Source organism: Pseudomonas vancouverensis, from assembly GCF_004348895.1.
Classification (GTDB): domain Bacteria; phylum Pseudomonadota; class Gammaproteobacteria; order Pseudomonadales; family Pseudomonadaceae; genus Aquipseudomonas; species Aquipseudomonas vancouverensis.
Genome location: NZ_RRZK01000009.1, coordinates 1 through 24,277 on the forward strand (window position 1 = coordinate 1; position 24,277 = coordinate 24,277).

Genomic DNA, 24,277 nt, shown 5'->3' on the forward strand with positions numbered 1-24,277 from the left:
ATTCATCCGGGGGCATCGCCTACGGTTTGCTTCGCTGCACCTCCTCTCGATGTGTGCGGCTTCGCCGCACGGTCGCTACGCTCCCACCCCCGGATAAACCCCTCCACTCAGCCTGCCGACGGGGCCTGTAGATCAAAAGCTGCAGCCGAGCTAACGCTCATCCTGTTGAGTGGTGAAGAGCGGGTGGTGTGCGTGGTTGATGTTTTTGCTCTTGCTCTTGCTCTTGCTCTTGCTCTTGCTCTGCTTCTGCTCTTCTGTGGGAGCTAGCTTGCTCCGGGCGGCGTTCCGACGATGACGGCCTGACAGCCGACCTGAAACCTGCGGCTGTACCTAATCCAAGTGTGGGAGCGAGCTTGCTCGCGATGACGGCCTGACAGCCACGCTATTTCTTACAGATGCACCGCCTTCTGTAGGAGCGAGCATGCTCGCGAAAAAAGTTGGAACAACCGGTGCTTCCAGACACCCCGCATCATCGTTGACGCCCATCGCGAGCAAGCTCGCTCCCACAGGGTAACGCATACCAAAAACAATCAGGCCGGCCGGTAGGCCGCCTCGGGCGCTGTTGCGGTGCACGCCCCATCGAGAGGCCGAGTGGAGGTTCTGCACAGTGGGCACCGCGGCAGGGATGCCGCGGTAGCCGCCCCCGGCCATGGATGGCCGATGGCGGCGGGCCCACGGAGCAGGACCGGAGCGAGGGCATGCCGAGCCACAGCGAGGCACCGAACGAAAGGGGCAAAAGCGCTTGGTTACTTGGCGCTTTTCCAAGTGACCCGCTGTAAGAGCGGAACCGCCGGAGGCCGTTACCGCAGCAATGGATATGTACACCCAACAAAAAAAGCTCAGCACAAAACAATCGTCGGAACGCCGCCCGAAGCAAGCTCGCTCCCACAAGGGACTTCCATGGCCTCGGGGTCTGAGTCAATACCGCGGACCCAATGTGAAAACCAGCCTGCTCAGCAATCCAACTTCAGATGCCTCCCTCAAAAAAACCACATGGTCCGTTTGAGGGATGCCCACTCCGTTACGCATTGTTTGAATGCCAGTGTAGGGGCGCTACATCCGCCCCGTTGCACGCGCGCCCCGGCGGATGGGGTGAACAAAGGAGAACAATAAAAATGCTCAACCAAGACCTGATTCGCCAGCGTCTGAGCCAACGTGCCCGTGAGTTGGTGCCGATCCTGCGTGAACGCGCCCTGAATGCCGCGCAAGCCGGGCAGCTGCCTGAAGAGACTCTGAAAGATTTCCAGGACGCCGGGTTCTTTCGCATCCTGCAACCGGCGCGTTGGGAAGGCTACGAGCTGGAGCCCAAGGATTTCTTCGATGTGCAGATGACACTCGCCGAAGGCTGCATGTCGTCGGCCTGGGTGCTCGGGGTGGTCGCCATCCACAACTGGCAACTGGCGTTGTTCGATGATCGTGCCGCGCAGGATGTCTGGGGTAGCGATTCCAGTGTATTGATCTCGTCTTCCTATATGCCGGTGGGCAAGGTTGAGCGCGTCGAGGGTGGTTTCCGGTTGAGCGGTCGCTGGGGCTTTTCGTCCGGCAGCAAGCATTGCGACTGGGTGTTCCTCGGCGCCCTGGTGCCGCCGGCCGAGGCGGGTGGTGCGCCGGATTATCGGACCTTCCTGGTGCCGCGCAGCGACTACCAGATTCTCGACAACTGGAATGTCATGGGCCTCGAAGCCACCGGCTCCCACGACATCCTGGTGGAGAACGCTTTCGTGCCGGAGTACCGCACCCACCGGGCCTTCGACGGTTTCATGCAAAACAGCCCGGGCAATGCGGTGAATACCGCGCCGTTGTTCCGTCTGCCGTTCGGGCAGATTTTCGTGCGGGCGGTGTCGTCCTCGGCCATCGGTGCCTTGCAAGGTGCGGTGGATCAGTTTGTCGAGCACAACCGTGCCCGTGTCGGCGTCAACGACGGACGCAAGATGGTCCAGGACCCGGCTGCGCAAGCGGCCTTGGCCAACGCCTTGGTCTGCGTCGATGAATGCAAGACCGTGCTGCGCCGCAACTTCGCCCTGATGCTCGAGCGTGCGCAAAAAGGTGAACCGTTGAGCATGCCTGAGCGGGTGAAGATGCGGTACGACTCGGCGCTGGTGGCTGACAAGTGTGGCAAGGCGGTGGGCGAATTGATGTTCAACAGCGGCGCTTCGACCATCTTCCGCAGTCACCCGATCAACCGTGCGTTCCGCGACATCCACACCGGGCGCGCCCACGTCGCCAACAGCCCGGCCAAGTATGCCTGGAACCTCGGTGGCGTCAGCATGGGCCAGGACAGCAACGACTTTTTCCTCTGACCTTTTTACAGCATCAGGCTAGTCCGTTTGCGTGATTCGAGCGCCCTGCCAATACCCGAGCATGGGCGCAAGGCACAGGCTTCTGGCGCCGACTGCGCATCCAAATAAGCACAAGGAACAACCATGAAATTTTCCCTGATTTACGAAGCCCAGACGGTGGATTCCAGCCGTGAAGGCGACCGCAAGATTTTTGAGGATACCGTCGAGCAGGCGGTGCTGGCTGACAAGCTCGGCTTCGACACTTTCTGGTGCGTTGAGCACACCGCGCTGAGCAACTACTCGCACATGTCCGCTCCGGAAACCATGCTGGCTTTCGTCGCCGGCAAGACCGAGCGCATCGGTATCGGCCACGGTGTGGTCTGCCTGCCGCCGGCGATGAACCACCCGGTGAAAGTCGCGGAGCGCATTGCCACCCTCGACTTGCTGTCCAAGGGGCGTGTGCACTTCGGCGTGGGCAAGGGCGGTACCCAGCAAGAGGCCGGCACCTTCGGCTACGACCTGGCGACCCTGCAGCCGCAGATCGACGAGATGATGTACCTGATTCCGAAAATGTTCGTGCAGGATGAGATCGAGCACAACGGCGACTTCGTGCAGATCCCCAAGCGTCCGATCCATCCAAAGCCGTATCAGGACCCGCACCCGCCGATGTACCTGGCGTGCACCAACACCGAGTCGCTGAAGAATGCCGGCGGTCGCGGCATGGGCGCGCTGGTGCTGGGTTTCGGTGGTCCGGAAGAAATCGCCAAGAAGGTCGAGGTCTATCACACCGCCTTTGATAATCGCGACGAGAAGAAGCAAGTGGGCTTCCGCCCCAACCGCCACATCGCCGCACTGTGCCCGGCCATCGTCCTCGATGACAACGAAGAAGCGCGCCGCATCGGTATCCGCGGTCAGCGTTACTTCATGGAATCCCTGGGCTACTGGTACGGCGGTGGCGAGCGTCCGGACCCGGAGAAGTGGAAAGACGACACTTTCGTCGACGGCAACGGCCAGAGCGTGATCAAGTCGCGCTTCGCTTCCGAAGAAGTCAGCGTCGATTTCTCCGACCCGACCATGGCGATGATGAACCCGAACCACGCCTACGGCACAGTCGAGGACTGCATCGGTTACGTGCAGCGCCTGATCGACGCCGGCGCCGACGAAATCCTCTTCATCTGCCAGATGGGCACCGTGCCGCAGTGGGCGCAGCTGGAGACCCTGAAGAACATTGGCGAGAAGGTGATTCCGCATTTTCGCAAGGCGTGATGTCCGGGCGAATCAAGGCTCATAACAAATGTTCCTCATTCTGACCTGATCTGTGGCGAGGGAGCTTGCTCCCGTTCGGTCGCGAAGCGGTCGCAATAAGTTCAAAGCGACGACTGCTGCGTAGTCGAACGGGAGCAAGCTCCCTCGCCACTAATTTCAGCACAAGGCGATCGAGCCCTTGTGCTGCAGGCTGGCACGGACGCCAGGCCACCTTTCCAACGGGTCCCCAAGGCCCGTTTTTTTATGCCTGTAGCAAACAAATCCGCTAGTCCCATTGGACGATGTTGCCCCTGTCCGAACCCGCTTGAATAGGCCCTACATAAAGTCTCCCCCGGCAGTTGCCGAAGGGCGGCACCGCCTGAGAACAACGAGGAGTGCATCCATGGATATCCGCGGTCTGGGTTACGTCACCCTGTTATCCAGCGACCTGGCGCAATGGCGCCACTACGCAAGCCAGGTGCTGGGCATGATGGTCATTGGCAACGATGAAGACGGCCAGCTGTACCTGAAGATGGACGAGCGCCACTACCGCATCCTGGTGCAGAAAAATGCCGACAACGGTTTCGGTGCCTGCGGCTGGGAAGTGGCCGGCAAAGCAGCGCTGGAGCAAGCGGTCAGCGAGCTGCAACAGGCCGATGTACAAGTGACCCGAGGCACCGCGGCCGAGGCCGAACTGCGCAAGGTTCAGGAGCTGGTGCACTTCAGCGATCCGGACGGCAACCGCCATGAAATCTTCTGGGGCCCGTTGCAGGACTTCGCCCGTTTCGTCTCGCCGGTGGGCGTCAAGGGTTTTGTCACCAACGACCTCGGCATGGGCCATGTGGTGCTGCCGGCGCCAGCCTTCGAGCGCTGCCGGGATTTCTATGAGCAGGTGATGGGCTTCGGTCTGTCCGACCTGATGAAGGTTCGCTTTACCCCGGACCCGGCCGAGCCGCAAAAGCGGATTCACTTCCTGCACTGCAACAACGGCCGGCATCACTCGCTGGCGATTTTCGAGTGCCCGATGCCCCACGGCTGTGTGCACATGATGGTCGAGGTCAATGCGCTGGACGAAGTGGGGCGCGCTCTGGACCGCGTGCACGCCAATGGCGTGAAGCTGTCGGCGACCCTCGGTCAGCACACCAATGACCAGATGATTTCTTTCTATATCAAGACCCCGTCCGGGTTTGACCTGGAGTACGGCTGCGATGGCCTGGTGGTCGACTGGGACCGCCACACGCCGTTCGAAAGCACCGTGGTCAGCCACTGGGGCCACGACTTCAGTGTCGGTCGCCAATGAGGAACATGACGATGGACAAGCAAATGACCACCGCCGAGATTGTCGGCCAACTGCGTGACGGCATGACCATCGGCATCGGTGGCTGGGGCCCGCGGCGCAAGCCGATGGCGTTGGTGCGCGAGATTTTGCGCTCGGACCTCAAGGACTTGACCGTGGTCGCCTACGGTGGCGCCGACGTCGGCATGCTCTGCGCGGCCGGCAAGATCAAAAAGCTGGTGTTCGCTTTCGTCTCGCTGGATTTCATTCCGCTGGAGCCTTACTTCCGCAAGGCCCGCCAGGAAGCAGCGATTGAAGTGATGGAAATCGATGAAGGCATGCTGCTGCTCGGTCTGCGCGCGGCGGCGATGAACGTGCCGTTCATTCCGACGGCGGTGGGGCTGGGCACTGACGTGTTGCGCCACAACCGCCAGATCAAGTTGATCGCCTCACCCTATGCCGATGGCAAGGACTGGGTGGCCATGCCGGCGCTCAAGCTCGACGCCGCGTTGGTGCATGTCGACCGTGCTGACAAGCGCGGTGTGTGCCAGATCAGTGGCCCGGATCACTACATGGACGATCTGTTCGTGCGCGCCGCGAGCCACAGCTACGTGACCTGCGATGAACTGGTCGACAGCGACTATTTCCACCAGGAAAGCAGCCGCGCCCATCAAGTGTTCTGGGAACGCAACCTGACCACGGCCGTTGCCCATGTGCCGGGCGGTGCGCATCCGTCATCCTGCGCGCCGCTGTACGGCTTCGACGTTGCGCACTTCAAGGCCTACAACGCCACGGTCCAGGCGGCCGACGGCTGGGAAGGCTACGTGCGTGACTACGTCGACTGCAGCCATGAACAGTATCTGGAAAAGGTCGGCGGCCTGGCTGCGATCCGTGAACTGCCGTTGCCGATTTTCTAAGGAAGCCTTCCGATGAGCACTACGACTTACAGCCTCGCCGAACTGATGATCTGCGCCGCCTCCGAAGCCTGGCGCGAGGACGGCGAAGTATTGGCCACCGGCATCGGCGTGATCCCGCGCCTGGCCGCTTCACTGGCCATGCTCAGCAGCAACCCGCAGCTGTTGATGACCGACTCCGAAGCCTACATGGTTGCCGAACCGGTACCGGTGGGCAAACGCAACGGCTATGAACCCAAGCGCGACAGCTGGATGGGCTTCTCGCGAATTTTCGATAACGTCTGGGGCGGCAAGCGTCACGCGCTGGTCGGCCCGACCCAGATCGACCGGTTTGGCCAGGCGAACATTTCCTGCATCGGCGACTACGCCAAGCCCAAGGCGCAGATGCTCGGGGTACGCGGCTTTCCCGGCAACTCGATCAGCCACGCCAACTCCTTTTGCGTGCCCAGTCACAACCGTCGGGTGTTCGTCGAAGGTGAGGTCGATATGGTCGCCTCGGTCGGCTACAACCCGGCGCGACTGGCCCGCGGCTGGTCGCTGGACGACATCGATATCCGCCTGATCGTCACCGACCTCTGTGTGCTGGATTTCCTCGGGCCGATGCGGCAGATGCGCATTCGCTCGCTGCATCCCGGCGTGAGCGTGGCGCAGGTGCAGGACAACACCGGTTTCGAACTGCACGTCCCGGAAAACTGCCCGACCACGGTGGCACCAACCGCCGAGCAATTGCAGCTGATCCAGCGTCTGGACCCGCACAACCTGCGCGCCCTGCAACTCAAAGACAACCCGCCAGGCCAACGCTGAGCAACGCGTTGCGGAGACAAGTGATGGCTGAACATAACGATAACAATCAGGCCGAGGTGGTGCTCTACGAGGTGCGCGGTGCGGTGGCGCTGGTGACCATGAACCGCCCCGAGTTCCACAACGCGCAGAACTCGCAGATGACTTATGCGCTGGACGCGGCGTTTCGCCGGGCCTGTGACGACGATGAGGTGAAGGTCATCGTGCTGCGTGGCGCCGGCAAGCATTTCTCCGCCGGGCACGACATCGGCACGCCGGGGCGTGATGTCGACAAAAGCTTCGACCGCGCCAGCCTGTGGTACGACCATGTGAACAAGCCGGGTGGTGAGTTTCTCTACGCCCGTGAGCAGGAGGTCTACCTGGGCATGTGCCGGCGCTGGCGCGAAATGCCCAAGCCGACCATTGCCATGGTCCAGGGCGCGTGCATTGCCGGCGGCCTGATGCTGGCCTGGGTCTGCGACCTGATCGTCGCCAGCGAGGACGCGTACTTTGCCGATCCGGTGGTGCGCATGGGCATTCCGGGGGTCGAATATTTCGCCCACGTGCATGAATTGAACCCGCGCATCGCCAAGGAATTCCTCTTCCTCGGCGAACGCATGCCGGCGCCCCGTGCCTATCAGATGGGCATGCTCAACCGGGTGGTACCCCGTGACGAGCTGGAGCAACAGACCCTGGACATCGCCGGGCGCATCGCGCAGATGCCGCGCCTCGGTTTGCAACTGAGCAAGCAGGCGGTGAACAACGCCGAGGACCTGATGGGCAAGCGCGCGACCATGGACATGGTGTTCGGTCTGCATCACTTCGCCCACGCACACAACGAACTGGTGTCTGGCGACCGTCTCGGCGGTTACGACGCCAAGGCCATGGCCAGTTCCCAGCGCAAGTCGGGTGAGGCGTGAGCATGGCGATCTCGTTGAATACCCGTCTGACCGAGTTGCTCGGTTGCCGCTACCCGATCATCCAGACCGCCATGGGCTGGGTCGCCGACCCGAAACTGGTGGCGGCCACGGGCAATGCCGGTGGTTTCGGTTTTCTCGCCGGGGCGACTATCGAACCGCACCAGATGGAAGCGGCCATCCTGCAGACCAAACGCCTGACCGATCAACCGTTCGGCGTGAATTTCCACATGTACCAGGCCAATGCCGGCGAGATCGTCGAGCTGGTGTTGCGCCATAAAGTCCGTGCGGTCAGCTACAGCCGTTCGCCGGGCAAGCAAATGATCAGCCGTCTGAAGGACGCCGGCGTGGTGTGCATGCCCACGGTCGGCGCACTCAAGCACGCACAGAAAGCCGTGGAGATGGGCGCCGATGCAGTGACCGTACAGGGCGGCGAGGGCGGTGGACACACAGGCTCAGTGCCGACCTCGTTGCTGCTCGACCAGGTGGTCAATGCAGTGTCGGTGCCGGTGGTGGCCGCCGGTGGTTTCAAGGACGGCAAGGGTCTGGTCTCGGCGCTGGCCTACGGTGCCGAAGGCATCGCCATGGGCACGCGCTTCCTGATGAGCGCCGACAGCCCGGTGCCCCAGGCGACGCTGTTGCGTTACCTGGCGGTCAAGGACCCGGCCGCGATCATCATCAGCCGCGCCATCGACGGCATGCCGCAACGGATGATTCGCAACGAATTGCTCAACCAGCTGGAGAACAGCGGTGGCCTCAAACGCTTGCTGCTGGCCTTGCAGAGTGGCCTGGCCTATCGCCGTCACACCGGCATGAGCCTGACTCAATTGCTCGGCAGCGCCCTGAAGATGCGCGGTGCCGGGGAGTTGACCGCCGCGCAAAGCATCATGGCCGCCAACGCACCCATGGTGATCCAGAAAGCCATGGTCGACGGGCAACCGGCCGCCGGCGTGTTGCCCGCCGGGCAGATCGCTGCATCCATCGACAGCTTGCCCAGCTGCGCCCAATTAATTGAACAGATCGTCCGCGACGCCGAAGCGCGCCTGGGCGAGCTGTGCCGCCGTGTGTCGTGAACGGCCCCGCTTGTGAAGGAAAGACATCATGAAACCCTTTAGCGTCAGTATCGATAACGGCATTGCCGAACTGGTGTTCGACCGCCCGCCGGTCAATGCCTTCAACAACCAGGGCTGGGCGGATATCGCCAGCGAAATCGAACGCCTGGGGCGCGACAGTGACGTGCGGGTGATCGTCATTCGTGCTGAAGGTCGCGGCTTCTGCGCCGGGGTCGACATCAAGGAACTGGCCGCCGACGGCAACCTGATCGTCGCGGTGAACAAGGGCAACTACGACAGCTTCAAGGCCATTCACCGCAACCCGAAACCGGTGATAGTCGCTGTGCACGGCTTCGTCCTCGGTGGCGGCATCGGCCTGTGCGGCGCCGCCGACATCATTGTTGCCTCCGAATGCGCGACCTTCGGCGTGCCGGAAGTCGACCGGGGCGCCATGGGCGGCGGCGCGCATTTGCAGCGTCTGTTCCCGGTGCAGAAAGTCCGTCACATGTATTTCACCGGCGAGCCGATCGACGCCGCCGAAGCCTACCGTCTGGGCGCCGTGGAACGGGTGGTCAAGCGTGAAGACCTGCGTGAAGCCGCGTTGCAGATCGCCCGCGCCATCGCCGCCAAAAGCCCGGGCATGATCGCCTTGGCCAAGGAAGCGTTGACCGGCATCGAAGACGGCAATCTGGAAGACAAATACCGCTGGGAGCAGGGCTTCACCCTCGAAGCCTACCGCTCACTGGACTCTCAGGAAGCACGCGACTCGTTCGTCGAGAAACGCGATGCCCGATTCAACGGCTGAAGGCATACCCATGGACCTGACCTATACCCCGGCCCAGCAGGCTTTTCGTGCCGAGGCACGGAGCTGGCTGCAAGCCAACGTACCGAGTGAACCGCTGCAGTCGTTCGACACCGAACAGGGTTTTGCCCAGCACCGTGCCTGGGAAGCCAAGCTCAACGAAGGCCGTTGGGGCATGGTCACCTGGCCGACCGAACTTGGCGGCCGTGGCTGCGACCTGATCGAGTGGCTGATTTTCGAAGAGGAATACTACCGTTCCGGTGCCCCGGCGCGGGTCAACCAGAACGGCATCTTCCTGCTCGGCCCGACCTTGATGGAGTACGGCAGCGATGAGCAGAAAGCGCGCTTTCTGCCACGCATGGCCACGGGAGAGGACATCTGGGCCCAGGGCTGGTCCGAGCCGGGTGCCGGTTCCGACATGGCGGCGATCCGTTCCAAGGCCGAGCGCGTCGGCGACCACTACGTGATCAACGGCCAGAAAACCTGGTCGACCCGTGCCGTGTGGGCCGATTGGGTGTTCGGTATTTTCCGCACCGATCCGCAGTCCCAGCGCCACCACGGCCTGACCTTCATCCTGGTGCCGCTGGACACGCCGGGCATCACCGTGCGGCCGATCCCGCAGCTCAATGGCTTGCCGGGTTTCGCCGAGATCTTCTTCGACGACGTCAAGGTGCCGGTGGAAAACGCCCTCGGCGGCGAAGGCATGGGCTGGCACGTGGCGATGTCCACCGCCGGCTTCGAGCGCGGTTTGCTGCTGCGTTCGCCAGCGCGATTCCAGGAAACCGCCAAGCGTCTGGTGCAGTTGTACCAGGCCAACCGCGAGCAGGCGGACCGCGATCCGGCCATCGGTGAAGCGGTGATGCGCGCCTGGCTCGACGCCGAGGCGTACACCTTGAGCACCTACATGACCGCTTCGCAACTGGTGCAGGGCGGCAAGATCGGGCCGGAGTCGTCGACCAACAAGATCTTCTGGTCGGAACTCGACCAGCGCATGCACGACACCGCCCTGAGTATTCTCGGCCTGCGTGGCGAGTTGCTGCCCGAGGCGCCGGCGGCCGGGGATGTCGGTCACTGGCTGGAAGGTTTCCTGTTTGCCCAGGCCGGGCCGATCTATGCCGGCACCAACGAGATCCAGCGCAACATCATTGCCGAACGCATGCTCGGCATGCCGCGTGCCTGAGGAATAGACCATGGACTTTAGTTTCAGCCGCGACCAACTGCTGTTTCAGGACAACGTCCGCAGCTTTCTGATCAACGAAGTCACCCCGGAGCGCATCCGCGAGTTGTGGCAGAGCGACAGCGGTCGCAGTGAATCGCTTTGGGCGCAACTGGTGGAGCTGGGCCTGACCGCGCTGACCGTGCCCGAGGCGCAGGACGGCATGGGCATGAACGAGCTGGACTTCGTGTTGATTGCCCAGGAATGCGGGTATGCCGGGCTGCCGGAACCGCTGGTGGACACCATGCTGATCGGCGTGCCGTTGCTCGCAGGTCTCAATGAGCAACACGCAGCCCTCAAACAGCATTGGCTGGCGCGGGTAGCGCAAGGCGACGCATGTCTGGCGGTGGGCGAGCCAGGCAATCCGCTGGTCAGCGATGCCCATGTCGCCGATCTGTTGTTGCTGGCCCATGGCGATGAAGTGCATGCGCTGGAGCGCGCCGCCGTGGGTTTGACCCGCAACGAATCGGTTGATCCAAGCCGTCAGTTGTACCAGGTCGAGTGGACGCCGACAGCGGCCACCTGTGTGGCATCGGGCGAGCACGGTCGTCGCCTGTGGGCGGCGGCGTTCAATCGCGGTGCGCTGGGCAGTGCCGCGCAATTGCTGGGGCTGGCCAAACGCATGGTCGACCTGGCGGTGGATTACACCTTCGAACGCAAACAGTTCGGCAAGCCGGTCGGCTCGTTCCAGGCGGTCAAGCACTTGATGGCTAACGTCGCGGTGCAGATCGAATTCGCCAAAGGCCCGTTGTATCGCGCCGCCTATGCGCTGGCCGAGCAACAGCAAGGACAGGACGTACTGGTGTCCCACGCCAAGCTGGCCACCGCGGAAGCGGCAATGCTCGCGGCAAAGAACACCATCCAGGCCCATGGTGCCATGGGGTACACCTGGGAGGTCGACCTGCACCTGTTCATGAAACGCGCCTGGGCGCTGGACAAGGTCTGGGGTGATCGTGGCCTGCACAAAGGAAGGATTCGAGCGGCCCTGTTTGACGACAACCGAGAGCTGGGTGCGGGCAGTACGTTCTAACCCGTCAGTAAGGGCGACTACATCCCACAGGTGATCGGCGCCCGATTTTAATTTCTTCATCGAGGTAAACCATGGCTGAAGCCTATATTGTCGACGCCCTGCGTACGCCCACCGGGCGGCGCAAGGGGGGTCTGAGCCAGATTCACGCAGCTGACCTGGGCGCCCATGTGCTGCGTGCGCTGGTCGCGCGCAACGACATTCCCGATGACGATTACGACGATGTGATCTTCGGTTGCGTCGACACCATCGGCCCGTTGGCGGGTGACATCGCCCGTACCAGCTGGCTGGCGGCGGGGCTGTCGCAAGCGGTGCCGGGTACCACCATCGATCGCCAGTGCGGTTCCTCCCAGCAGGCCGTGCACTTCGCCGCCCAGGCGGTGATGAGCGGTACCCAGGATGTGGTGGTTGCCGGTGGCGTGCAGACCATGACCCAGATTCCGATCTCGTCAGCGATGATCGCTGCGGAGCCTTTGGGCTTCAGCGATCCGTTCAGCGGCTCAGAGGGTTGGGTAAAACGCTACGGCGCGCAGCCGCCGACGCAGTTCCGCTCGGCGCAGATGATCGCCGAGAAATGGGACCTGTCCCGGGCACAGCTCGAAGCCTATTCCCTTGAGTCCCATCGCCGTGCACTGCAGGCCATCGAACAGGGTCGCTTCAACCGTGAAATCGTGCCCCTGGCCGGTGTGCTGCACGACGAAACACCGCGCCAGACCAGCCTGGAAAAAATGGCCGAGCTGGAGTTCCTGTTCGGCTGCGACCGGGTGACGGCGGCGGTGTCCAGCCAGACCTGTGATGCGGCCAGCGCGATGCTGATCGTCTCGGAAGCGGCGCTCAAGCGTTACGGCCTGACGCCGCGTGCGCGTATCCACCACATCAGCGTGCGTGCCGAAGACCCGATCTGGATGCTCACCGCACCGATCCCGGCGACCGCTTATGCGCTGAAACGCGCGGGCATGAAGCTCGAAGACATTGACCGTGTGGAGATCAATGAAGCCTTCGCTTCGGTGGCCATGGCCTGGCTGAAAGAGACCGGTTATCCCCATGATCAAACCAACGTCAACGGCGGTGCGATTGCCCTCGGTCACCCTCTGGGCGCTACCGGCACCCGCCTGATGTGCACCTTGCTCCATGAGCTGGAACGAAGCGGTGGCCGTTATGGTTTGCAGACCATGTGCGAGGGCGGCGGGCAGGCCAACGTGACGATTATCGAACGGCTGTGATTTGAAGACACCCACCGAACCTGTGGGAGCGAGCACGCTCGCGATGGACGCAAGAACGATGTGGTTATCCAGATACCCCGTGTATTCGTTAACGACCATCGCGAGCGTGCTCGCTCCTACAGGGGACGGTGTCGATCAGTGAAGAATGTGAAGGATGTAGAACATGAAAATCTGTGAAAACCGCGTCGTGATCATCACCGGTGCCGGCGGTGGCCTGGGCCGTGCCTACGCGCTGGCCTTCGCCGCCGAGGGCGCGAAAGTGGTGGTCAACGACATCAACCGCGAAGCCGCACTGGCTGTGGTCGGCGAGATCCTCGGGCAGGGCGGCAGTGCCGTGGCCAACAGCGACGACATCACCGGCTATGACTCGGCGGCGTTGATCGTGCGCCAGGCCATCGAAACCTTCGGCACCCTCGACGTGGTGGTCAACAACGCCGGCATCTGCCGCGACCGCATGTTCGCCAGCCTGTCCGAATCGGACTGGGACAGTGTGATCGCCGTGCACCTCAAGGGCCATTTCTGCATCTCCAGTCACGCCGTGAAGTACTGGCGCGAACAGGCCAAGGGCGGTGCCAAGGTCGCTGCGCGGATCATCAACACCAGTTCCGGCGCCGGCTTGCAGGGTTCCATCGGCCAGTCCAACTACGCGGCGGCCAAGGGCGGCATCGCTTCGCTGACGCTGGTGCAGGCGGCTGAATTGCGTCGCTACGGCATCACGGCCAACGCCCTGGCACCGGCGGCGCGCACCGGCATGACCGAGCAGGTGTTCGCCGACACCATGAAGAAACCCGAGGAAGGTTTCGACTACTTCGCCCCGGAAAACGTCGCGCCGCTGGTGGTGTGGCTCGGTTCTGAAGCGTCGGCCGAAGTCACCGGGCAGATGTTCGAGGTCGAGGGCGGCAAGTTGTCGATTGCCGATGGCTGGCGCCGTGGTCCGCAGCTGGACCGTCAGGGGCGTTGGGCGGTCGGCGAGATGGGGGAAGCGGTCGCGCAGCTTATGGCTGAGGCCGTTCCGGCGGCGAAAGTGTACGGCAGCTGAAAAAGAACCGTGCCGGGAGGGCGTGCATGGCTATAATCGGCCACGCACTTCAAGCCGGTCACCTGTGGGAGCGAGCTTGCTCGCGATGGAATCATGCGCAACGCGTTTATTCAGACAGAACGCGTTATCGTTAACCTCCATCGCGAGCAAGCTCGCTCCCACAGGTGGTCGGCGTTTCCCTCCGTCACCACACGAGACCTGCCATGACCATTTCCCTGTACGACGCTTCCGTTCCTGTTTTCCAGCAAATGCTCAACGCCCTCAGTGACGTGCTGAAAAAAGCCGAAGCCCACGCCACCGAAAAAAACATCGACCCGAATGCTTTCCTGCAAGCACGTCTGTTCCCGGACATGTTCCCGCTGGTGCGTCAGGTGCAGATCGCCGTTGATTTCAGCAAGGGCGTGACCGGTCGCCTGGCCGAAGTCGAGCTGCCGAAGTACGACGACACCGAAACCACTTTCGCAGACCTGCAGGCATTGATTGCCAAGGCCCTGGCCTTCATCGGTTCGATCAAGCCTGAGCAGATCATCGGCAAGGAAGGCATCGAGATCGTGACCCGTCCGGGCACGCCTAAAGAGAAGCGCTTCAGCGGTCAGTCGTACCTGCTGACCTACGGCCTGCCGCAGTTCTTCTTCCACGTCACCACCACTTACGCACTGCTGCGCCACAACGGCGTGGAAGTGGGCAAGCGTGATTACATGGGCGCGTTCTAAACCGTCCGGCTACAAAAAAAAGCCCCCGCAGCCTTGGGCTGCGGGGGCTTTTTTATGGGTAGGCATTATCCGCAACACCACGAAACCTGTGGGAGCGAGCTTGCTCGCGAAAGCGGTGTGTCATTCGATATTAAAGCTGTCTGGCACTACGCATTTGCGAGCAAGCTCGCTCCCACAGGGATTTGTGTCAGGCCAGGCGCTCTGCTTTTGCTTCTTCACCCAGGCAAGCCGCTGCCGTGAACAGCACATCGGTCGACGAGTTCAGCGCAGTCTCCGCCGAGTCCTGCAACACCCCAATGATGAAGCCTACCGCCACCACCTGCATGGCAATCTCGCTGGGAATGCCGAACAGGCTGCACGCCAGTGGAATCAGCAGCAACGAACCGCCGGCCACGCCCGATGCGCCACAGGCGCAGATCGCGGCGACCACGCTCAGCAGGATGGCGGTCGGAATGTCCACGGCGATACCCAGGGTGTGCACCGCCGCCAGGCTCAGTACGGTAATGGTGATCGCCGCACCGGCCATGTTGATGGTTGCGCCCAGCGGGATCGATACCGAATAAGTGTCTTCGTGCAGACCCAGGCGTTTGCTCAATTCCAGGTTGACCGGAATGTTCGCCGCCGAGCTGCGGGTGAAGAAGGCGGTGATGCCGCTTTCACGCAGGCAGGTCAATACCAGCGGGTACGGATTGCGGCGCAGTTTCCAGAACACGATCAGCGGATTCATCACCAGCGCCACGAACAGCATGCAGCCGAGCAGCACGGCCAGCAGGTGCGCATAACCGATCAGTGCGCCGAAGCCCGAGGTGGCCAATGTCGACGCCACCAGACCAAAAATCCCCAGCGGTGCAAAGCGAATCACCACGCGCACGATCAGGGTCACGCCATTGGACAGGTCACCCAGCACTTCACGGGTGGCATCGCCGGCATGACGAATCGCCACGCCCATGCCGATGGCCCACGCCAGAATGCCGATGAAGTTGGCGTTCATCAGCGCGCTGACCGGGTTATCCACCACGCTCAGCAGCAGGCTCTGCAGCACTTCGCCAATCCCGCCCGGGGCCGTCACCGCGACGTCGTGGGTGGACAGCACCAGGCTCGACGGAAACATCATGCTGGCCACCACCGCGACCACGGCCGCAGCAAAGGTTCCGAGCAGGTACAAAAACAGAATCGGCCGAATGTGGGTTTCCTGGCCGTGTTTGTGGTTGGCAATCGAGGCCATGACCAGCACGAAGACCAGGATCGGCGCCACGGCTTTCAACGCCGAGACGAACACTTTGCCGATGAACGCCGTGGATTTCGCCGCCTCGGGGGCCAGAAAAGCCAGGGCAATACCGGCGATCAGGCCGATCACGATTTGCGTAACCAGGCTCAAGCGTTTGAGGCGTTGCAGGAGAGAAGGGGATGAAGCAGTCATAAAACGGCATCTCTGATTTTTTATAAATGCATGATTTCGCTGCGGGGGCAGGCAGAAAACCGAGGGTTAGCGCGATATCGGCGCTTTAAACGACCGATAAACACATGCTGTACGTTTTTCGGGGCGCGGACTTTATCACAGCGTAGGACTGATCTTTCAGACTGTGACGAACTGTCACCGGCGCGCTCAACGAATCAGGCAGGTTTGTGCAACCCTGTTCTGAAACACTCTGTTAAGATCCTTCCCTCTCATTTTTCATGTCTGCCAGTGAGCCTCCGGGCTATCGCTGGTGTCGTCGTTTTCCGGAGTTTCCCATGCTGTTGCCCGTTTTTCTGTTGTCGGCCGCCGGTTTCACGGTGCTGACCACGGAGTTCATCATCGTCGGCCTGTTGCCGGCGATTGCCCGTGACCTCGACGTCAGCATCCCGCAAGCGGGGTTGCTGGTGACGCTGTTCGCGTTCACCGTGGCCCTGTTCGGGCCATTCCTGACGGCGTACTTCGCCCGTTTCGAGCGACGCAAGCTGTTCATCAGCATCCTGATCCTGTTCGGTCTGGCCAATACGCTGGCCATGATGGCACCGAACATCTGGGTGATGGCCATTGCCCGGTTGATTCCGGCACTGGGGCTACCGGTGTTCTGGGCGCTGGCCAGCGAAACCGCCGTGGACATCGTCGGCCCCGATTATGCCGGACGTGCGATCGCGAAAATCGGCTTCGGCATCGTCTGCGCCACGGTATTCGGCATTCCGGTCGGCACGCTGATTTCCGATGCGTTCGGCTGGCGCAGTGCCTTCGGCATCCTGGCGGTGATCGCGTTCGCCAAGGCGTTGTTGCTGTTTGTCTATCTGCCGAAAACCAGCCTGCACCAGCATCAGGTCAGTTTCCGATCGCAGTTCAGGATCCTGCGCAGCCCGCTGATGCTGGGTCATGTGTTGCTGTCGATTCTGGTGTTCAGCGGCATGTTCACCGCCTACACCTATCTGGCGGACATTCTTGAACGCCTGGCCGGCTTTGACGGCACCGTGGTCGGCTGGTGCCTGATGGGCTTCGGCGCGGTCGGTTTGATCGGTAACTCGCTGGGCGGTCGCGCGGTGGATCGCCATCCGCTGATGGCTTCGGTGATGTTCTGCGCGTTCATGATTCCCGGGATGGTGGCGTTGGTGCCCAACATCAATTCGTCCCTGGGCCTGGCCGCTGCGATGGGCATCTGGGGCGTGACCCAGGCGGCGCTGTTCCTGGTCAGTCATGTGCGACTGATGAAAGCGGCGCCTGAAGCACCGGCCTTCGCCGCGTCGCTGAACATTGCCGGGGCCAACCTCGGCATCGGTCTGGGCGCGATCATTGGCGGTCGGGTGATCGACAGTGCCGGTCTGGGGTTTGTCGGTTTCGCCGCTGCCGGCTTCATTCTGTTGTCGATTTTCCTCGCCATGGTGTTGATGGTGCTCAAGCCGCGGGAAGTCTGCGCAGCTTAAAACCCGGTAAACAGCTCGCGTCGGGCACCTTCGGTAATGGCAACAATGCCGGGGTGCTTGACCTTGCGATCCACTGAAATCGCGTAAAACGATTCGCTCACCGCGTCGGTCTGACCGATCACCTCCACGCCGCACTGGCGTTTCACCTCGTCGGCAATCACGCTCGGGCCGATAAAAATCCCGCTGCCTGACTGACCGAAGGCCTGCATCAAGGCGCTGTCATCGAATTCGCCGACGATCTGCGGCTGGATCTGCTGCTCGGCGAACCAGCGCTGCAGTCGGCTGCGCACCACGGTTTCCGGGCCGGGAATCAACAAGGGTGCACCGTGCAGGTTGCGCGGGAAGTCGTTGTCGTAGCGCGTGGCCAATTCACTCGTGGCGAAAAAACTGATGCCACACTCGCCGAGTTTCTGGCTGTAGCCCTTGATGTCCAGGTGCGAAGGCATGGGACTGTCGGAAATCACCAGGTCCAGACGCTGGATCGCCAGATCCGCCAGCAAACGTTCGAGCTTGTCTTCACGACAGGTGATGCGCAGGGGCTCGCTCAGTTCCATGGTTGGCGCAATCAGCCGATACACAATTGACTTGGGCACCACATCGGCCACGCCGACGCGGAACAATATCTGTTGCTCGTTGGGCTGGGCACGCAGCATCAATTCCAGTTCGCCACCCAGTTGGAACATCTGTTCGGCGTAGGGGAGGGTCTGTCTACCGGCTTCGGTGAGTTCAAGTTGTCGGCCGACGCGTCGAAACAATTCAATGCCGTAGGTCTGTTCCAGCAGTGAGATCTGCCCGCTGATGGTTTGCGGTGTCAGGTTCAGTTGCTCGCAGGCGCGCACGATGCTGCCGGTCTTGGCCACGACCCAGAAATAGTGCAGTTGTCGGTAGTTCAGCATGAGGAGGTACAGTTCGTAAAAATCGAAGTATACCCGGTAAAAATACGAATTTTCCTGAAGTGTTTGCTTGCCTAGAATGCATCGCTATCAACGGGCCATCGTTTAGGACCCGTTTGTTCTATCGAGGAATGCATCATGAAGCTTAAAGCCACCGCGCTGCTGATTACGTCTTTACTGGTACTGGCCGGTTGCGACCAGGCCGAAAAAAGCGCGCAACAGTTAATGGGCAAGGCCGCTGAAAGCGCCAAGCAGGCTATCGACGATACCCACAAGGCCGCCGAACAAGCCCTCAGTGACGCCACAGGCGGCTTGAGCGGCAAAAAGGAATCAACGGAAAAAGATGAGGAAAAATCCGAATCTTCTTCCCAGGAAATCTAAACCGTCTTAAAACGAGTCAGGACTGACCATGGACTACCTTTTACAACTGGCTGCAAGCCCCACCGCCTGGATCGCCTTGGCGACCCTGGTGGTCATGGAAATCGTGCTCGGCATCGATAACCTGATCTTCATCTCGATCCTGACCAACAAGCTGCCCGAGCAGCACCGGCAGAAGGCGCGCCGCATCGGTATCGGCATGGCGTTGATCCTGCGTCTGGGCTTGCTCAGCACCATCGCGTTCATCGTGCAGTTGACGGCCCCAGTGATTGAAATCCTGGGTCACGCCTTCTCCTGGAAAGACATGATCCTGATCGCCGGTGGTCTGTTCCTGTTGTGGAAAGCCACGACCGAGATCCATCACAGCATGGATCCGGCACCGGAAGACCCGACATCGAAGACCTCGACCGTGACCCTGGGCTTTGCCGCCGCCATCGGTCAGATCCTGATGCTCGACATGGTGTTCTCCATCGACAGCATCATCACCGCTGTCGGCATGACCGAGCACTTGCCGATCATGATCATCGCGGTAGTGGCTTCGGTGCTGGTGATGCTGTTCGCGGCTGATCCGTTGGCCAAGTTCATCAACGACAACCCGACCGTGGTCATGTTGGCGCTGGGCTTCCTGATCATGATCGGCATGACGCTGATCGCCGAGGGCTTCGGCGCCCACGTACCGAAAGGCTACGTTTATGCGGCGATGGCATTCTCGGCTGCAATCGAGGTGCTGAACATGATGTCGCGCCGGGCCAAGCAAAAGCAGGTCAAGGCTGACGCTTGATCCCCCGCTGAATGAAACGGCCGCCTGTACTCATCGAGTGCAGGCGGCCGTTTTTGTTTGCACGATGAAAATCAGTGGGCGCTGGCAGGGCGGGTGGTCGATTCCGGGGTTTTCGTTTCGGCTTCCGGTGGTACAGGGTGATGATGCCGACGAGCGATACGCAAGACGCCCCACAGCATGGCGGCGGCCACGGCCAGCCAGCCGGCTACCAACATCACGATAATCATGGTCAGGCTCATTCGCGCCTCCTCTTTGCCCTGCTGCGGGCTGACACGCTCGTTCTCTCTCTCTTCAGGTGACAGTCTAGTCGTCGGGGTATTTCAGGCAATTGACCAAAGGTCGCCTGGTATCAACCAGTTCGCTCTATCGAATGGATGCCACTATGGTTTAAGGCTATACCGCGGTCGCGCGGCACCCTATGATCGACGCCGAAGCCGGGTAGGCGATCGCCTGGCGCCTGAACAAGAGAGTGATGATGGTAAGAGAAATGTCTCGATTTCTTTCGGCCGCACTGATTGCCGGCAGCGTTGCCGCGATGGCGGGGTGCTCGAGTAGCGCAGTCGCGCCCGAAATCAGGGGCTTGCCCGATCGCGTTGAACTGAGCGGCCGGTTCTATCGCGGTGATGCCTTCCAGAGCGGACCGCAGGTGCTGGCCAGCATGCTGTCCCAGCAGGGCGTGGTGATTACGCCGGGCCTGCTGGAAAAACCCTTGCACTTGCCGGGCGGCGAAGGGCAGTTGCAGCAGAACATGCAGAGTCTGGCTCGCGAATACGGAATGATGGTGTATCCGCTGGACAGCAACCTGCCGGCGTTGCTCACGCAGGTGGCGGCGGGTTACCCGGTGATGGTGCGCTTCACCGAGGGCTCGGCGATGTGGGCTGAACCGCGCTATGCGATTCTCAGTGGCTACAACCGCCAGAAGCAGACAGTGCTGCTGCGTGCCGGCATGAATCAGCGCGAGATGATGAAGTTCGGCAGTTTTGAATCCGCGTTCAAGGATGCCGGTGGCTGGGCGGTGCTGATCCAGAACCCGACGCAACTGCCGGCACATGTCGATCAACAGCGTTGGCTCAAGGCGGCGAATGAACTGGCCCAGGCCGGTCAGGAGCAAGCCGCGGCCAAAGCGAAAAAGGCTTTGGCAGCCCAGTAAGCCCGTTGGTCACCCGCAGGGCACCATCGTTAGCCGCCAGTTTCTGATTGATACAGGCCCGGAACTCTTCGGGCCGCGATCAGGAGGCGACCATGGCTCATTCCACCACGCCCGTTGGCCCGCATTCGTCAGAGCATTCCTCCGGGGATGAGCTGGGTTTCGATCCCGACTCTCCCGACCTCGCCGATCCCCAGGTTGATCCCGTCGGACCGGCGAAGGCACCCCGAGACGTCAAACCGGGGGATAATCCCAAGGCGCCCGCCAAACCCTACGATCCACTGGCTGATCTCAAGCCTTGAGTGCAACAGAGGTGCGTATGTCTACCGATTCGAGTTTCGACGACAAGCGTCCGGAAAATGTGCCGACAGTGCCGGACGCGGGGGCCGATCCAGTCATGGATCCCGATAGCCCGTTGCGCGACCCACTGGCGCGCCCGGCCGTTGTACCGACGGAAAAGCCCAAGGGCTGGAATGAACCGATGGCGGGGGACGGCATTCCCGATGACGACCAGATGCCATTGCCCAATGATTGATCGCCGACAAAAAAGCCCCGGATAACCGGGGCTTTTTTATGTTCATCAGCTTTACTGGGACGCTTCAACCACACCGCCCTGGCGATGCTTGAGGTTTTTTTCCGATTTGTATTGCAGCGCTACCGAAGGCACTTCGGCGCCATGGCCGGTCTCGACCCAGTTGCGAATGCGCGTGGCATCGGCGAAGTGGGTGTATTTGCCGTAGGCATCGAGGATCACCAGCGCCACAGGGCGATTGGCCATGTGCGTCACCAGTACCAGGCAGTGGCCGGCCTGATTGGTGAAACCGGTTTTGGTCAGTTCGATGTTCCAGTTCGGCTTGCCAATCAAATGGTCAGTGTTGCGAAAGCCCAGGCTGTAGTTGGGTTTACGGAAAGAAACGGTTTTTTCCTTGGTGGTACTCAGCTCGGTCAATATTGGATGTTTGTGGGCGGCGATCAACAGCTTGCTCAGGTCGCGAGCGGTGGACACGTTGCGCGGCGACAGGCCGGTGGGCTCGACGAAGTGTGTGTTGGTCATGCCCAGTGCCTTGGCCTTGGCGTTCATGGCAGCAATGAATGCCGCGTACCCGCCCGGATAGTGGTGAGCCAGACTGGCGGCAGCGCGGTTTTCCGAGGACATCAGGGCAATCAGCAACATTTCCCGACGCGGCATCTCACTGTTGAGTTTGACCCGCGAGAACACGCCCTTCATTTCCGGGGTGTCGTTGATGTTGATGTTGATGTATTCGTCCATGTTCTGATGGGCCTCAACCACCACCAGACCGGTCATGAGTTTGCTCACCGAAGCGATAGGGACGACCACGTCGGGATTGCTGGCATAGATGATTTTGTTGGTCTGCAAGTCCATCAGCAAGGCGCTGCCGGACGCGAGCTTGAGGTGTGAGGTATCCCGGGGCGCAGCGGTGGTTTCGCCAGCGCTGGCGATTGGCGTGATGAATGTCCCTGTAACTGCAAAAAATAGGCTCAGGATGGAAAGACGGATTTTCACGCTGGCAGACTCGTAATGTGTTGATAAGCCGTTTTGTAACGGGCTATTTCTTAAAAAACGCGACATTCTGGAGTATGGCTGAATAACTGTCGATGGTTGTTCAAACAACAGGTAAAAGTCCCGGGAAACATGAAAAAAAAGTCATTTTCAGGTGCAGGGTGGTGCATTTTTTTGGGGCAAAAAAGAACCCGCCATGGGGCGGGTTCCTTATTCACCGGTTGACGCTTGTAACAAAACTCAGCTGTGCAGGGTTTCGGCCGCGTACAAGGTATTTTCCAGCAGGCAGGCGCGGGTCATCGGGCCAACACCGCCCGGGACCGGGGTAATCCAGCCGGCGCGGGGCAGGGCGGTTTCGTAGATGACGTCACCGACCAACTTGCCGTCGTCCTGACGGTTGATGCCGACGTCGATCACGATCGCGCCTTCCTTGATCCACTCGCCCTTGACCAGGCCCGGTTTACCGGCGGCAACCACCACCAGATCGGCACGACCGACGTGACCGGCCAGATCCTTGGTGAAGCGGTGGGTGACGGTCACGGTGCAGCCGGCCAGCAGCAATTCCATCGCCATCGGACGCCCGACGATGTTGGAGGCACCGACAACGACCGCGTCCATTCCGTACAGATCGACACCGGTGCTTTCCAGCAGGGTCATGATCCCTTTTGGCGTGCATGGGCGCAGCAGCGGGATACGCTGGGCCAGGCGGCCGACGTTATAAGGGTGGAAACCGTCGACGTCTTTATCCGGGCGAATGCGCTCGAGCAGTTTCGAGGCATCCAGGTGCTCGGGGAGCGGCAACTGAAGCAGAACGCCGTCGATCGCAGGATCGTCGTTGAGGCGATCGATCAGTTCGGTCAGCGCTTCCTGAGTGGTTTCGGAAGGCAGGTCATAGGCTTGGGAGAGAAAGCCGACCTCTTCACAGTCTTTACGCTTGTGCGAGACATAAACCTGAGAGGCAGGATCGCTGCCGACCAGGATCACCGCGAGGCCAGGCGTGCGCAAACCTTGCTGGCGACGCTCGTTGACCCGTTGGGCGATCTGCTGGCGCAGGCTGGCGGCGATCGATTTGCCGTCGATTAGTTGTGCAGTCATTGCGCGTGATTAACCATCGAGAGGGGAAAAAAAGAGAGCGCATTCTCGCATGTCATGCGGTGAGGGCAAAGGCGCTTGGTCTGCAAATTCAGCTAAGCCCTTTAATTAAATGAATTTTTTTTAAAAAGGATTTGACGACCTTCGGGGGGCTCTATACTATTCGTCGCACTTGTCGGGCACAGCCTAGCACTGGTTAGGAAGGTCGAGCGAAATCAAGGTTTTGCGAGACTGGAAAGCACTTAGTTTGTAGTCCTCCAAGGGTACAGCTAACAAGGCGCCCGTAGCTCAGCTGGATAGAGCATCCGCCTTCTAAGCGGATGGTCGCAGGTTCGAGTCCTGCCGGGTGCGCCATTAGGCAGCTTTGGCACAAGTAACGCGATATGGTGGGCGTAGCTCAGTTGGTAGAGCACGGGATTGTGACTCCCGTTGTCGTGGGTTCGATCCCCATCGTCCACCCCATATTTCGAAAGGCGCCAGATTAACAGTCTGGCGCCTTTGCTTTAAAGGCTTCACTCCGCGGATGTGGTGGAATTGGTAGACACACTGGATTTAGGTTCCAGCGCCGCGAGGCGTAAGAGTTCGAGTCTCTTCATCCGCACCAAATAAGCTTCATTCATGCCGTTGGCCTGGTTGAACTTAAACAAAGAAGACGTTGTTTGGCTTCTTTGTCATGCAATATGGTGGGCGTAGCTCAGTTGGTAGAGCACGGGATTGTGACTCCCGTTGTCGTGGGTTCGATCCCCATCGTCCACCCCATATTCCGAAAGGCGCCAGATTGAAAAGTCTGGCGCCTTTTTTGTTTCAGCGGCCGCAGGTTCGGGGCCGCGGGGCGGGGCGTTTCGTCGAATTTATGTGTCTCGATGATGCTGCGCTGCCCGCCGGTCTTGTGCGCAAGTCCGGCTGTCAGGGAGATGTCAGGCCGCTTCTTCTATATAGAAGGGTTGCTGCAGAGCCCTGGCTTGATGGGTTGTATTTGCCATTGGGGCGAGGTGCATCCGTGCATTCGCACCTATTAATTGCCTGCTGTTTTTTTACCCGTTTTCAGTAGGGTGACTTCTTGAGTTTGACCCACTAGAATGCATGCCC

24 protein-coding genes and 4 tRNA genes are annotated in these 24,277 nt (G+C 60.8%); 23 read left to right on the plus strand and 5 right to left on the minus strand.

What is annotated here, in order from left to right; genetic code table 11:
• The first annotated feature begins 1,115 nt into the window (after positions 1-1,115).
• The 13 genes from EIY72_RS09695 (at position 1,116) to EIY72_RS09755 (ending at position 14,483) form a co-directional block, all read left to right on the plus strand.
• Positions 1,116-2,300 (plus strand): acyl-CoA dehydrogenase family protein, encoded by a 1,185-nt coding sequence (locus EIY72_RS09695; RefSeq protein ID WP_093224341.1) that lies wholly within the window; start codon positions 1,116-1,118, stop codon positions 2,298-2,300.
• 123 nt (positions 2,301-2,423) lie between these two features.
• Positions 2,424-3,545 carry an LLM class flavin-dependent oxidoreductase gene (locus EIY72_RS09700; RefSeq protein ID WP_093224338.1) on the plus strand — a complete coding sequence of 374 codons (1,122 nt, stop codon included), beginning with the start codon at positions 2,424-2,426 and terminating at the stop codon, positions 3,543-3,545.
• A gap of 382 nt (positions 3,546-3,927) precedes the next feature.
• Positions 3,928-4,824: a VOC family protein gene (locus EIY72_RS09705; protein ID WP_093224333.1), complete on the plus strand. Its 897-nt coding sequence runs from the start codon at positions 3,928-3,930 to the stop codon at positions 4,822-4,824.
• Between the two features lie 11 nt (positions 4,825-4,835).
• On the plus strand, positions 4,836-5,717 hold the full coding sequence (locus EIY72_RS09710; protein ID WP_093224330.1) for a CoA transferase subunit A: 882 nt from the start codon (positions 4,836-4,838) through the stop codon (positions 5,715-5,717).
• A 12-nt stretch (positions 5,718-5,729) separates the two neighbouring features.
• Positions 5,730-6,518 (plus strand): CoA-transferase subunit beta, encoded by a 789-nt coding sequence (locus EIY72_RS09715; protein WP_093224328.1) that lies wholly within the window; start codon positions 5,730-5,732, stop codon positions 6,516-6,518.
• Between the two features lie 23 nt (positions 6,519-6,541).
• A complete protein-coding gene (locus EIY72_RS09720; RefSeq protein ID WP_093224326.1) occupies positions 6,542-7,414 on the plus strand; it encodes an enoyl-CoA hydratase in 873 nt (290 codons plus the stop codon).
• A 2-nt stretch (positions 7,415-7,416) separates the two neighbouring features.
• On the plus strand, positions 7,417-8,484 hold the full coding sequence (locus EIY72_RS09725; RefSeq protein WP_093224323.1) for an NAD(P)H-dependent flavin oxidoreductase: 1,068 nt from the start codon (positions 7,417-7,419) through the stop codon (positions 8,482-8,484).
• Positions 8,485-8,512: 28 nt separating this feature from the next.
• Entirely contained in the window at positions 8,513-9,268 is a 756-nt protein-coding gene (locus EIY72_RS09730; protein ID WP_093224320.1) for an enoyl-CoA hydratase family protein, read from the plus strand.
• 10 nt (positions 9,269-9,278) lie between these two features.
• Positions 9,279-10,445 (plus strand): acyl-CoA dehydrogenase, encoded by a 1,167-nt coding sequence (locus EIY72_RS09735; protein ID WP_093224316.1) that lies wholly within the window; start codon positions 9,279-9,281, stop codon positions 10,443-10,445.
• A 10-nt stretch (positions 10,446-10,455) separates the two neighbouring features.
• A complete protein-coding gene (locus EIY72_RS09740; protein WP_093224314.1) occupies positions 10,456-11,511 on the plus strand; it encodes an acyl-CoA dehydrogenase family protein in 1,056 nt (351 codons plus the stop codon).
• A gap of 71 nt (positions 11,512-11,582) precedes the next feature.
• Entirely contained in the window at positions 11,583-12,731 is a 1,149-nt protein-coding gene (locus tag EIY72_RS09745; RefSeq protein WP_093224311.1) for an acetyl-CoA C-acetyltransferase, read from the plus strand.
• 163 nt (positions 12,732-12,894) lie between these two features.
• Entirely contained in the window at positions 12,895-13,770 is an 876-nt protein-coding gene (locus EIY72_RS09750; protein WP_093224308.1) for an SDR family oxidoreductase, read from the plus strand.
• A gap of 203 nt (positions 13,771-13,973) precedes the next feature.
• Positions 13,974-14,483 carry a DUF1993 domain-containing protein gene (locus tag EIY72_RS09755; RefSeq protein ID WP_093224305.1) on the plus strand — a complete coding sequence of 170 codons (510 nt, stop codon included), beginning with the start codon at positions 13,974-13,976 and terminating at the stop codon, positions 14,481-14,483.
• A gap of 187 nt (positions 14,484-14,670) precedes the next feature.
• Here EIY72_RS09755 and sstT read toward each other — a convergent pair whose 3' ends face one another.
• Positions 14,671-15,903: a serine/threonine transporter SstT gene (gene sstT / locus EIY72_RS09765; RefSeq protein WP_093224304.1), complete on the minus strand. Its 1,233-nt coding sequence runs from the start codon at positions 15,901-15,903 to the stop codon at positions 14,671-14,673.
• A gap of 314 nt (positions 15,904-16,217) precedes the next feature.
• Here sstT and EIY72_RS09770 point away from each other — a divergent pair, with 314 nt between their 5' ends.
• Positions 16,218-17,375 (plus strand): MFS transporter, encoded by a 1,158-nt coding sequence (locus EIY72_RS09770; protein ID WP_093224303.1) that lies wholly within the window; start codon positions 16,218-16,220, stop codon positions 17,373-17,375.
• On the opposite strand, the gene nhaR is transcribed toward EIY72_RS09770, so the two are convergent.
• The gene (gene nhaR / locus EIY72_RS09775; RefSeq protein WP_093224300.1) at positions 17,372-18,271 is read right to left on the minus strand and encodes a transcriptional activator NhaR; all 900 of its coding nucleotides are present in this window, start codon (positions 18,269-18,271) and stop codon (positions 17,372-17,374) included. The two genes, EIY72_RS09770 and nhaR, sit on opposite strands and share 4 nt — an antisense overlap.
• Before the next feature lie 135 nt (positions 18,272-18,406).
• Here nhaR and EIY72_RS09780 point away from each other — a divergent pair, with 135 nt between their 5' ends.
• On the plus strand, positions 18,407-18,649 hold the full coding sequence (locus EIY72_RS09780) for a hypothetical protein (RefSeq protein WP_093224298.1): 243 nt from the start codon (positions 18,407-18,409) through the stop codon (positions 18,647-18,649).
• A 28-nt stretch (positions 18,650-18,677) separates the two neighbouring features.
• Positions 18,678-19,427 (plus strand): TerC family protein, encoded by a 750-nt coding sequence (locus EIY72_RS09785; RefSeq protein ID WP_093224296.1) that lies wholly within the window; start codon positions 18,678-18,680, stop codon positions 19,425-19,427.
• 71 nt (positions 19,428-19,498) lie between these two features.
• On the opposite strand, the gene EIY72_RS29895 is transcribed toward EIY72_RS09785, so the two are convergent.
• Entirely contained in the window at positions 19,499-19,666 is a 168-nt protein-coding gene (locus EIY72_RS29895) for a hypothetical protein (RefSeq protein WP_165939593.1), read from the minus strand.
• Positions 19,667-19,899: 233 nt separating this feature from the next.
• Here EIY72_RS29895 and EIY72_RS09790 point away from each other — a divergent pair, with 233 nt between their 5' ends.
• The 3 genes from EIY72_RS09790 to EIY72_RS09800 all read left to right on the plus strand — a co-directional run bounded on the left by EIY72_RS09790 (position 19,900) and on the right by EIY72_RS09800 (position 21,109).
• The gene (locus tag EIY72_RS09790) at positions 19,900-20,577 is read left to right on the plus strand and encodes a peptidase C39 family protein (protein WP_231985499.1); all 678 of its coding nucleotides are present in this window, start codon (positions 19,900-19,902) and stop codon (positions 20,575-20,577) included.
• 92 nt (positions 20,578-20,669) lie between these two features.
• Positions 20,670-20,876: a DUF6021 family protein gene (locus EIY72_RS09795; protein WP_093224292.1), complete on the plus strand. Its 207-nt coding sequence runs from the start codon at positions 20,670-20,672 to the stop codon at positions 20,874-20,876.
• Positions 20,877-20,893: 17 nt separating this feature from the next.
• Positions 20,894-21,109 (plus strand): hypothetical protein, encoded by a 216-nt coding sequence (locus tag EIY72_RS09800; RefSeq protein ID WP_093224290.1) that lies wholly within the window; start codon positions 20,894-20,896, stop codon positions 21,107-21,109.
• Between the two features lie 51 nt (positions 21,110-21,160).
• Here the strand turns inward: EIY72_RS09800 and pbpG are convergent, their stop codons facing one another.
• Together pbpG and folD are read right to left on the minus strand one after the other, a co-directional pair.
• Entirely contained in the window at positions 21,161-22,099 is a 939-nt protein-coding gene (gene pbpG, locus EIY72_RS09805; protein ID WP_093224288.1) for a D-alanyl-D-alanine endopeptidase, read from the minus strand.
• Between the two features lie 237 nt (positions 22,100-22,336).
• Positions 22,337-23,191, minus strand: coding sequence for a bifunctional methylenetetrahydrofolate dehydrogenase/methenyltetrahydrofolate cyclohydrolase FolD (folD, locus tag EIY72_RS09810; protein WP_093224286.1), 855 nt, complete (start codon positions 23,189-23,191; stop codon positions 22,337-22,339).
• Between the two features lie 274 nt (positions 23,192-23,465).
• On the opposite strand from folD, the gene EIY72_RS09815 reads away from it, so the two are divergent.
• The 4 genes from EIY72_RS09815 to EIY72_RS09830 all read left to right on the plus strand — a co-directional run bounded on the left by EIY72_RS09815 (position 23,466) and on the right by EIY72_RS09830 (position 23,947).
• A tRNA-Arg gene (locus tag EIY72_RS09815) sits at positions 23,466-23,542 on the plus strand.
• 32 nt (positions 23,543-23,574) lie between these two features.
• Positions 23,575-23,650: transfer RNA gene (locus tag EIY72_RS09820), tRNA-His, on the plus strand.
• 57 nt (positions 23,651-23,707) lie between these two features.
• Positions 23,708-23,792, plus strand: a tRNA-Leu gene (locus EIY72_RS09825).
• Between the two features lie 79 nt (positions 23,793-23,871).
• Positions 23,872-23,947 (plus strand) — tRNA-His (locus EIY72_RS09830).
• The last annotated feature ends 330 nt before the right edge of the window (positions 23,948-24,277 follow it).